This window comes from Burkholderia sp. Tr-20390, assembly GCF_017104595.1.
GTDB lineage: Bacteria > Pseudomonadota > Gammaproteobacteria > Burkholderiales > Burkholderiaceae > Burkholderia.
The window spans coordinates 1-7,349 of sequence record NZ_JAAGPC010000291.1; the positions used below are offsets into that span (position 1 = coordinate 1).

Annotated in this window: 14 protein-coding genes; 5 read left to right on the forward strand and 9 right to left on the reverse strand. The window is 69.1% G+C overall.

All coding sequences use genetic code 11. The annotated features are described in order from the left end of the window. Positions 1-12 precede the first annotated feature (12 nt). The 8 genes from G3N98_RS37410 to G3N98_RS37445 all read right to left on the reverse strand — a co-directional run bounded on the left by G3N98_RS37410 (position 13) and on the right by G3N98_RS37445 (position 3,128). Positions 13-399, reverse strand: a complete 387-nt coding sequence (locus G3N98_RS37410) for a DUF3022 domain-containing protein (RefSeq protein WP_206150936.1) — start codon at positions 397-399, stop codon at positions 13-15. Further along, positions 396-557 (reverse strand): DUF1328 family protein, encoded by a 162-nt coding sequence (locus G3N98_RS37415; RefSeq protein ID WP_006767422.1) that lies wholly within the window; start codon positions 555-557, stop codon positions 396-398. The genes G3N98_RS37410 and G3N98_RS37415 overlap by 4 nt, the downstream gene beginning before the upstream one ends. A 46-nt stretch (positions 558-603) precedes the next feature. Beyond that, positions 604-792 carry a DUF3008 family protein gene (locus G3N98_RS37420; RefSeq protein WP_039371381.1) on the reverse strand — a complete coding sequence of 63 codons (189 nt, stop codon included), beginning with the start codon at positions 790-792 and terminating at the stop codon, positions 604-606. Positions 793-1,197: 405 nt separating this feature from the next. Then, the gene (locus G3N98_RS37425; RefSeq protein ID WP_206150937.1) at positions 1,198-1,707 is read right to left on the reverse strand and encodes a DUF892 family protein; all 510 of its coding nucleotides are present in this window, start codon (positions 1,705-1,707) and stop codon (positions 1,198-1,200) included. Positions 1,708-1,819: 112 nt separating this feature from the next. After that, positions 1,820-2,077 (reverse strand): hypothetical protein, encoded by a 258-nt coding sequence (locus tag G3N98_RS37430; RefSeq protein WP_089443851.1) that lies wholly within the window; start codon positions 2,075-2,077, stop codon positions 1,820-1,822. Between the two features lie 25 nt (positions 2,078-2,102). Then, a complete protein-coding gene (locus G3N98_RS37435; protein WP_089429297.1) occupies positions 2,103-2,414 on the reverse strand; it encodes a hypothetical protein in 312 nt (103 codons plus the stop codon). Next, positions 2,411-2,638 (reverse strand): hypothetical protein, encoded by a 228-nt coding sequence (locus tag G3N98_RS37440; protein ID WP_206150938.1) that lies wholly within the window; start codon positions 2,636-2,638, stop codon positions 2,411-2,413. Before G3N98_RS37440 ends, G3N98_RS37435 begins: the two co-directional genes overlap by 4 nt. Positions 2,639-2,822: 184 nt before the next feature. Beyond that, the gene (locus tag G3N98_RS37445; RefSeq protein ID WP_089476632.1) at positions 2,823-3,128 is read right to left on the reverse strand and encodes a hypothetical protein; all 306 of its coding nucleotides are present in this window, start codon (positions 3,126-3,128) and stop codon (positions 2,823-2,825) included. A 192-nt stretch (positions 3,129-3,320) separates the two neighbouring features. On the opposite strand from G3N98_RS37445, the gene G3N98_RS37450 reads away from it, so the two are divergent. From G3N98_RS37450 to G3N98_RS37460, 3 genes are all read left to right on the forward strand, one after another. Beyond that, entirely contained in the window at positions 3,321-3,575 is a 255-nt protein-coding gene (locus G3N98_RS37450; RefSeq protein WP_089434103.1) for a hypothetical protein, read from the forward strand. A gap of 79 nt (positions 3,576-3,654) precedes the next feature. Beyond that, complete coding sequence (locus G3N98_RS37455; protein WP_039371315.1) at positions 3,655-4,086, forward strand: CBS domain-containing protein; 432 nt, start codon at positions 3,655-3,657, stop codon at positions 4,084-4,086. Positions 4,087-4,177: 91 nt separating this feature from the next. Then, positions 4,178-4,660 carry a PRC-barrel domain-containing protein gene (locus G3N98_RS37460; protein WP_089429293.1) on the forward strand — a complete coding sequence of 161 codons (483 nt, stop codon included), beginning with the start codon at positions 4,178-4,180 and terminating at the stop codon, positions 4,658-4,660. A gap of 123 nt (positions 4,661-4,783) precedes the next feature. Here G3N98_RS37460 and G3N98_RS37465 read toward each other — a convergent pair whose 3' ends face one another. Then, on the reverse strand, positions 4,784-5,677 hold the full coding sequence (locus G3N98_RS37465) for a LysR family transcriptional regulator (protein WP_206150939.1): 894 nt from the start codon (positions 5,675-5,677) through the stop codon (positions 4,784-4,786). 194 nt (positions 5,678-5,871) lie between these two features. Between G3N98_RS37465 and G3N98_RS37470 the strand changes: the two genes are divergently transcribed. Together G3N98_RS37470 and G3N98_RS37475 are read left to right on the forward strand one after the other, a co-directional pair. Continuing rightward, on the forward strand, positions 5,872-6,141 hold the full coding sequence (locus G3N98_RS37470) for a DUF4148 domain-containing protein (protein ID WP_206150940.1): 270 nt from the start codon (positions 5,872-5,874) through the stop codon (positions 6,139-6,141). 38 nt (positions 6,142-6,179) lie between these two features. Continuing rightward, positions 6,180-7,349 (forward strand): MFS transporter (locus tag G3N98_RS37475; RefSeq protein ID WP_206150941.1); only part of this gene is annotated, 1,170 nt, incomplete at its 3' end.

The following is a 7,349-nucleotide window of genomic DNA, read 5'->3' on the forward strand; positions in this document are numbered from 1 at the left end:
TCGGCGGGGGTTTCAGGGTGCGCGCAACGCCGCGTCGAGTTCGGCACGCGTCACGTCGAGCACCACGTTGCACTCGATCGCCGCATCGTCGACGCGTGGCTTGCGCGCGTCCACCGCGCGCCGCGCGTGGTCGCACAGACGGGTGCGCACGCGCAGCCGTTCGGCCGCGTCGAGCGACGCATAGCGGGTGATCACGTCCGGATCGAACCGCAGGTCGACCGCGCAACGCCAGTCGCGCGCGCTTGCGTCGGCCGGCACGCGCACCCACGACACCTGGACGGTCAGCCGCCCGGACGCGTCGTCCGCATGCACGACGACGGTCGATTCCGACGGGAAACCGTTCGCGAGCGCATGCTCGAGTTCCGCGATGCGCTGCGAGCGGTCGGGCGTGACGCTCATCGTCGGACGACGCCCAGCAGCAGCGTGACCAGGAAGATCACCACGAAGATATAGAACAGGATCTTCGCGATCTCCGCCGCGCCGGCTGCGATGCCGCCGAACCCGAACACGGCCGCGATGATCGCGATGATGAAGAAGATGATGGCGTATCGAAGCATGGAACCCTCCTGGATGACAGCGGTCACCGGTACGTATCGGCGTCGATCAGGCGTCGTGCTTGTGTTTCGGTTTGCCGTGGGCCGGCGTGGAAGCCATTTTCTCGAGCTCTTTTTCGCTCATCGATTTGGCCATCGACTTCGAAGGCGGTTTGAGGTCCTTCATTTTCGTCTCGCCGCGCTTGGCCGACAGGGCGGCCCCGGCGGCGCGTTGCTGCGCCTGCGATTTGGCTGGCATGGTCGTGCTCCTCTCGTGGGTGCGCGCCTCGCGGCAAGCGGTGGCGCGCACGGGGTTGAACGGGGTGGCATGCGGTCGAATCGCCCGGCCGTCACGCCGCATCGCGGCACGGCGGGCCGGCTCGCGAAATCGTCATCGCCTGGCGATCCTTCGTCACGGTGCCCTGCGCAAGAACGATGCCTCGGCCGCGTGGCCGCGGCGAATCCGCCTCGAAAGCCGCCCGGCGGGTCGACTTGCGGTTCACCGTCTGCGTGCCTCATGCATTGAACGTGCCAGCTCGTTGAAGCGCGTCCGTGGCGGGTTCGCCCTGCGTGTCGCCGCAAACGGGAACGGATTATTTACAAGCCGGCGGCAAGTTTTGGACATGCATTCCGTAAGCCGTGAAGCATGCAGGATCGTCAACCGTCAGCGCTTCGCATCGATGCGATCGACGGCCGACCGGTCGAGAAACGCGGTCGTCAGTGCCGGCAGGTGGCGCAGCAGCCACGCGGCCAGGCTGCGCTCCTGTTGCAGGATCCGTTCGCAGCACGCGTGGATCTCCGCTTCGCCGGCCGCCTGCGCGGCCGCGGCGAGCGCCGTATACGCGGCGATCTCGACGTGCGCGAACGCATAACCGGCCAACGCCCCCTTCACCACTTCGTCGACGGCCAGCATGCCGCTCGCGATCCGGCCGTACGCGGCAATGCGCGCGGCCAGGTCCTTGATCGCGGACGGCGTCGTCCCGAGCCGCATCAGGCACGCTTCGACGAGCGCCTGATGGCCGATCGTGTCGTCGAGATGCCGGCGCAAGCGATCCTGCAATTGCGGATAGTGATCGAGCCGTTTCAGTTGCGCGGCGAGCAGCATCTCGGCCTGCCGCTCCATCGCATACGCATCGCGCAGCCAGTCTTCCAGGTGTTCGCGCGGATTCGCCATCGCTTTCCTCCGGCCGCATCGCGGCGCGGCGTGCCGTGCGCCGCCATCGACGGCGCGTTGCTCGGCGCGCGCGATTCCGCGCACGGACCGTGAGTGATGTCCCGGCGCCCGGTCAGTACTGCATCAGCGGCGGCGTGCCCGGCAGCGGCCGGTCGCCCTGCGCACCGTTCGAGCCGGTCGACGGCCCGTCGGCCGCTTCGCCGCCGGCCGCGCCCTGCGGCATCGTCGTGGTCGACTGTGCGCCACGGCTGTCGGGTGGCGCACCACGGGCGCCGTAAGGGCCATTCGCCGGTTGCGTGCATGCGCCCAGCGCACACACGGCGGCGCACGCAACGACGCCCATGCGTATCGTCTTCTGGATCGGGTTCATCGAAATCCTCCCTGTGACCGGCATCTCATAGCCGGTTGAAATGGAAATCGCCGGCGTACGCGGTCGGGGCGCGACGCGCCATCATCGCGTCGAATTCCACCGCCACGCGCGTGAGCGCGCGGCGCTGCGAGTCGATGCCGGCCTGCTCGAGCGCGGCGAACGCGTCGGCGTCGAACGCCACGGTCAGCGACGCCGGATGACCGTCGACGCGAAAGCCGATATGCAGCGCGCCGAGCGGCTTTTCCTCGATATGGAACGGCATCGCGCGCGCCTCGAAATGGCGGCCAAGCGTTTCGGCGATGTCGCGCAACACGCCGGGTTTCACGCGGATGCTCATGGCGATGCCTCGTGGCGCGTTCGCGATACCGCGCCCATCGGCGGCGTATGCACGGGCGGCTCGCGCTCGGGCGGGGCATGCCCCGGTGGGTCGCCCTCGGGTTGCCGGTATGGCTCCGGCATGTCGGGGGGCACGTCGTCGGGATCGGGCGGTTCCGGATCCGGCCCGATGTCGGGCAGCGGCGGTTCGGGCCGCTGCAACCACTGCGCTGGGTCAGGTGTCATCGGCACTCCTTCATTGCGGGGTCGGCGGGTCGGCAGCGGGCGCGACCTTCGCCTGCCCAGGGTGCGCAAGCCCCATGCCGTCGTTCCCGTCACCCGCGTGTCCGCCGCGACGCGCATGCGGGTGCCGCGAACGGCCTGCCGTGCCTTCGCTACACCGTCCGCTGCAAATCTTGCAACGGCGCGGCTACGCGTCGAAAGCGGCCATCACGAGCCACAGCTCGCGGCCTTCATCGCGCACCTGTGCGGCGAGCGCATACGCATCGGACGGCTCGCACGCGCGCTGCAGCGCGAACCGCGCGGGCTCGGTCGAGCCGAACGTCTCGCCGCCGAGCGGCCTCACGTCGGCCTTGCCTTCGAACATCCGGCGCTCGGGCCGGTAGATCAGCGGTTCATGCTTCCATTCGTTGAAATGGCTCTTCAACGAATCGAATCCGCCGCCGCAGACGTTGACCTCGTAGCGCACGCCCGGTCGTCGTTTCGGAATCGTCATCGTGCCTCCCGCTCGAAATGCGCGCGGCCGGCGCCGGTTGCGCCACGCGCCCGCGTCATCATCGTCATCGCCATCGCCATCGCGGCAAGTCGCGTGCCGCGTGCGTCCGGTGCATCTCGGCGCATCTCGGCGCCTACCGGGCATGGCCGTTGCGGATGAGACATGCCATCGGCATCGACATGGAGGCTTGCGATGAAGGATTCGACCCGGACCGGCCACGACGCGCCGGCACACGAACGGCAACCTGATCCGTCGCCGCCGCTCAAGCACCGCGACCGCGCGCGCACGCGCCATTCGGAACGCCATATCGACAAGCAGCTCGAGGACACGTTTCCCGCGAGCGACCCGCCCGCGACCGGCGGCGTCACGCGCATCGAGCCGGACACGCCGCCCGGCACGCACGACGAGGGGCCGTGGCAGGACAAGCGCGAACGCGGCGACGCATGAGCGCGCACGGCACGTGGCTTGCTGATTCTGTCGCGCCCCTTTCGACCCATTGCACTACCGAACCCATGAGGAGAATTTCATGCATCGCGTCAACGAAATCATGTCGCAGGACGTCGTGCACATCGCACCGACCGACTCGATCCGTCATGCCGCGCAACTGATGGAGCGCTACGACGTCGGCGCGCTGCCCGTGTGCGACAACAACCGGCTGATCGGGATGGTGACGGACCGGGATCTCGCGGTGCGCGCGATTTCGGCCGGCAAGCCGCCGGAGACGCGCATTCACGAAGTCGCGTCGGGACCGATCGAATGGTGTTTCGACGACGATTCGCTGGACGAGATCCAGCACTACATGGCGGACGCGCAACTGCGCCGCCTGCCGGTCGTCGATCACGACAAGCGGCTGGTCGGCATGCTGTCGCTCGCGGATATCGCGACGCGCATGGCCGGCCCCGAGCGGGACGATCTCGCGAACACGCTCGAAGGCGTGTCGCAACCGAAGCAGACGTGACGGAGCGATTCCCGCCCCGTCCCGACCACCCCGCGCGACCCGCAGGGCCCGCCCCGGGCACCGTCGCGCCCCATGCAGCCTGGAGGAAACCATGCAGACTTCCGATCAAGGTCAAACCCGCATCATCGGCAAGGGGGCCGCGACGGCGGCCGGCCCTGGCCCCGACGTGATGGCGGCCGATACGCTGGAAGGCGACAAGGTCTATACGACCGACGGCGACGATGTCGGCAAGATCAAGGACATCATGCTCGACGTGCGCTCCGGCCGCGTCGCCTATGCGGTACTGTCGAGCGGCGGCATCCTCGGCATCGGCGACAAGCTGCACGCGATCCCGTGGAGCGCGCTCACGCTCGACACCGAGCGCAAATGCTTCCTGCTGTCGGTGTCGTCCGAGCGGATCCGCAACGCACCGGGGTTCGACAAGGACCACTGGCCGGCGATGGCCGATCCGCAATGGGCGACACCGCTGCACGAGTTCTACGGCAGCACGCCGTACTGGAGCGCCGGCGACGAACTCGGGCTGACCGACCCGACCGAGGAACTGAACGATCCGCGCTCACGCGACCGTCTCTGATCGCGCCATCGCGCTGCGCCGGTTCACCGGCGCAGCCGCATCGAACGCCCCGCTCGCGCGGGGCGTTTTTCTTGCCGGCCGTCGCGGGGGCGGCCCGGACGCGACTGGCGACAGCGACAGGCGCTACGCGCGATGCCGCAGCGCGTCGATCACGACGGTAAACGCGCGCGACGCCGGGCGGCGGCTCGGATAGTACGCGTGGTAGCCGGGAAAGACCGGGCACCAGTCCGGCATCACGATCCGCAGGCGGCCGTCGCGGACATGCTCCAGCACGATGTCCTCGGTGACGAACGCGATGCCGAAGCCGTCGAGCGCCGCCTGCACCATGTGCGGCTGCGTGTTGCAGGTGATCCGGCCGTTCACGCGCGCCAGCACGTCGTTCCTGCCCTTCTTCAGCTCCCACGCATAGAGGCCCTTCGCGGTGGCGAGCCGCAACGTGACGCAATCGTGATCGAGCAGGTCCTGCGGCTTTTTCGGCGGCTTGCGGCCATCGAGATACGAAGGCGACGCGACCATCGCCATCCGGACATCCGGGCTGATCCGCACGGCGATCATGTCCTTCGCCACCTGGTCGCCGTAGCGCACGCCGATGTCGTAGCGCTCCTCGACGATGTTCGACAGCCCGTAATCGACCGACAGCTCGATGCGGATATCCGGGTAGTCGGGCAAGACCTGCCTGAGCTTCGGCCAGATGATCGTGTCGATCGGATGCTCGGTGGCGGTAATGCGCACCACGCCGGCCGGCTTGTCCCGGAAATCCGACAGCGCGGCCAGTTGCGCGGTGATCTCGTCGATGCGCGGGGCCACCGCCTGGAACAGCGCTTCGCCCGCGTCGGTCGTCGACACGCTGCGCGTCGTGCGCGTGAGCAGCCGCACGCCGACCCGCGCCTCGAGATCGCGAATGGTATGGCTCAGCGCCGACTGCGACACGCCGAGCCGCGTGGCCGCGCGCGTGAAGCTGCGCTCGCGGGCCACCGCGAGAAACACGAGCAGGTCGTTCAGGTTTTCGCGCGCCATGTCGAAACGCTCCGGTCGGGACGGACGCCCATCGTAGCACCGCCGGCGGCGATTCATCAGTTTGGCTCATGAGTCCAAGCGCGCCGCGCTACTTAATCGATCCGCGACGAATCACTAGACTGCGAAGCCATCGACCCGATGCGTCGCGGCAGCGCCCGGACGCTCGGACTACCCGCATTCCGGAGCCCAACCTCATGACTACCCGCATTCTCACCGCCGTCGCCGCCACTGCCGCGCTGGTCGCGTCCGGCTCGCCGTTCGCGCAATCCGCACCGGGCCTGACGCGCGAGCAGGTCCGCCAGGACATGCAGCGCTACGAGGCCGCCGGCTTCAATCCGGCGCGCATGAACCCGCGCAGCTGGGTCGACGACGCCCAGGCCGCCGCGGCCCGGGTGCAGGCCGGTCACGCCGACGACGCGCACACGCAGCTCGCCGGGCACGGCGCCACGACACGTTGCGACTGAGCGCGCGACCCACTTCTTTCTCCGATCCGGTTCCCGACATGCCATCCGTCTCCCCCCCCGATCGCGGCACGGCACCTGACGGTGCGGCCGCATGGGGCGCCGTTCTCGCGATGTCGCTCGGCGCGTTCGCGCTGGTCGCCTCCGAGTTCATGCCGGTCAGCCTGCTCACGCCGATTGCAGGCGACCTGCACGTCAGCGAAGGCCAGGCCGGCCAGGCCATCTCCGTATCGGGCGCATTCGCGCTGGTCACGAGCCTGTTCATCGCGTCGCTCGCCGGCCGGCGCGATCGCAAGCCGTTGCTGCTGGTGCTGACCCTGCTGACGATCGTGTCCGGCACGCTCGTCGCGTTCGCGCCGAACTACGCGGCGTTCATCGCCGGCCGCGCCCTGATCGGCGTGGCGATCGGCGGCTTCTGGTCGATGTCGGCCGCCACCGCGATGCGCCTCGTGCCGGCGCCGCACGTGCCGCGCGCGCTGGCGATCGTGAACGGCGGCAATGCGCTGGCGACCGTCGTCGCGGCCCCGCTCGGCAGCTTTCTGGGCGGCATCGTCGGGTGGCGCTGGGCGTTCTTCTGCGTCGTGCCGGTCGCCGCGATCGCATTCGGCTGGAAGCTCGTCAGCCTGCCGTCGATGCAGTCCGCGCCGCGCCGCGCGTCGGCCAACGCGCTCAGGCTGCTGGCCCGGCCGCCGGTCGCGCTCGGGATGGCGGCGGTGAGCGTGTTCTTCATGGGCCAGTTCACGCTGTTCACGTACCTGCGTCCGTTCCTCGAAACCGTCACGCACGCGGGCACCGTCACGCTGTCGCTGCTCCTGCTCGTGATCGGCGTCGCGGGTTTCGCGGGCACGGTCCTGATCGGCGGCGTCCTGGAACGCGGGCTCTACCGGACACTCGTGGCCACGCCGGCACTGATGGCCGCGATTGCGGCGGCGCTGATGGTGTTCGGCGGCTCCACGGCGGCCACCGCCTGCCTGCTCGGCGCCTGGGGGCTGCTCGGCACCGCGGCGCCGGTCGGCTGGTGGACGTGGCTCGCCCGGACGCTGCCGCACGATGCGGAAGCCGGCGGCGGGCTGATGGTGGCGGTCGTGCAACTCGCGATCCCCCTCCCCGCCCCGCTCCGCGCCCTGCTCTTTGTCCTCCCCCGCTACCCACATCCCCTTTTCCTCCCTCTGTACTCCCTTCTCGCCTCACTCTCTCCTTTCCCTTCTTCT

What these genes read in the sequence shown, in the direction of transcription:
- G3N98_RS37410 (WP_206150936.1), bottom strand. Translation starts at nt 399, where the DNA reads ATGAGCGTCACGCCCGACCGCTCGCAGCGCATCGCGGAACTCGAGCAT.
- G3N98_RS37415 (WP_006767422.1), bottom strand. Translation starts at nt 557, where the DNA reads ATGCTTCGATACGCCATCATCTTCTTCATCATCGCGATCATCGCGGCC.
- G3N98_RS37420 (WP_039371381.1), bottom strand. Translation starts at nt 792, where the DNA reads ATGCCAGCCAAATCGCAGGCGCAGCAACGCGCCGCCGGGGCCGCCCTG.
- G3N98_RS37425 (WP_206150937.1), bottom strand. Translation starts at nt 1,707, where the DNA reads ATGGCGAATCCGCGCGAACACCTGGAAGACTGGCTGCGCGATGCGTAT.
- G3N98_RS37430 (WP_089443851.1), bottom strand. Translation starts at nt 2,077, where the DNA reads ATGAACCCGATCCAGAAGACGATACGCATGGGCGTCGTTGCGTGCGCC.
- G3N98_RS37435 (WP_089429297.1), bottom strand. Translation starts at nt 2,414, where the DNA reads ATGAGCATCCGCGTGAAACCCGGCGTGTTGCGCGACATCGCCGAAACG.
- G3N98_RS37440 (WP_206150938.1), bottom strand. Translation starts at nt 2,638, where the DNA reads ATGACACCTGACCCAGCGCAGTGGTTGCAGCGGCCCGAACCGCCGCTG.
- G3N98_RS37445 (WP_089476632.1), bottom strand. Translation starts at nt 3,128, where the DNA reads ATGACGATTCCGAAACGACGACCGGGCGTGCGCTACGAGGTCAACGTC.
- G3N98_RS37450 (WP_089434103.1), top strand. Translation starts at nt 3,321, where the DNA reads ATGAAGGATTCGACCCGGACCGGCCACGACGCGCCGGCACACGAACGG.
- G3N98_RS37455 (WP_039371315.1), top strand. Translation starts at nt 3,655, where the DNA reads ATGCATCGCGTCAACGAAATCATGTCGCAGGACGTCGTGCACATCGCA.
- G3N98_RS37460 (WP_089429293.1), top strand. Translation starts at nt 4,178, where the DNA reads ATGCAGACTTCCGATCAAGGTCAAACCCGCATCATCGGCAAGGGGGCC.
- G3N98_RS37465 (WP_206150939.1), bottom strand. Translation starts at nt 5,677, where the DNA reads ATGGCGCGCGAAAACCTGAACGACCTGCTCGTGTTTCTCGCGGTGGCC.
- G3N98_RS37470 (WP_206150940.1), top strand. Translation starts at nt 5,872, where the DNA reads ATGACTACCCGCATTCTCACCGCCGTCGCCGCCACTGCCGCGCTGGTC.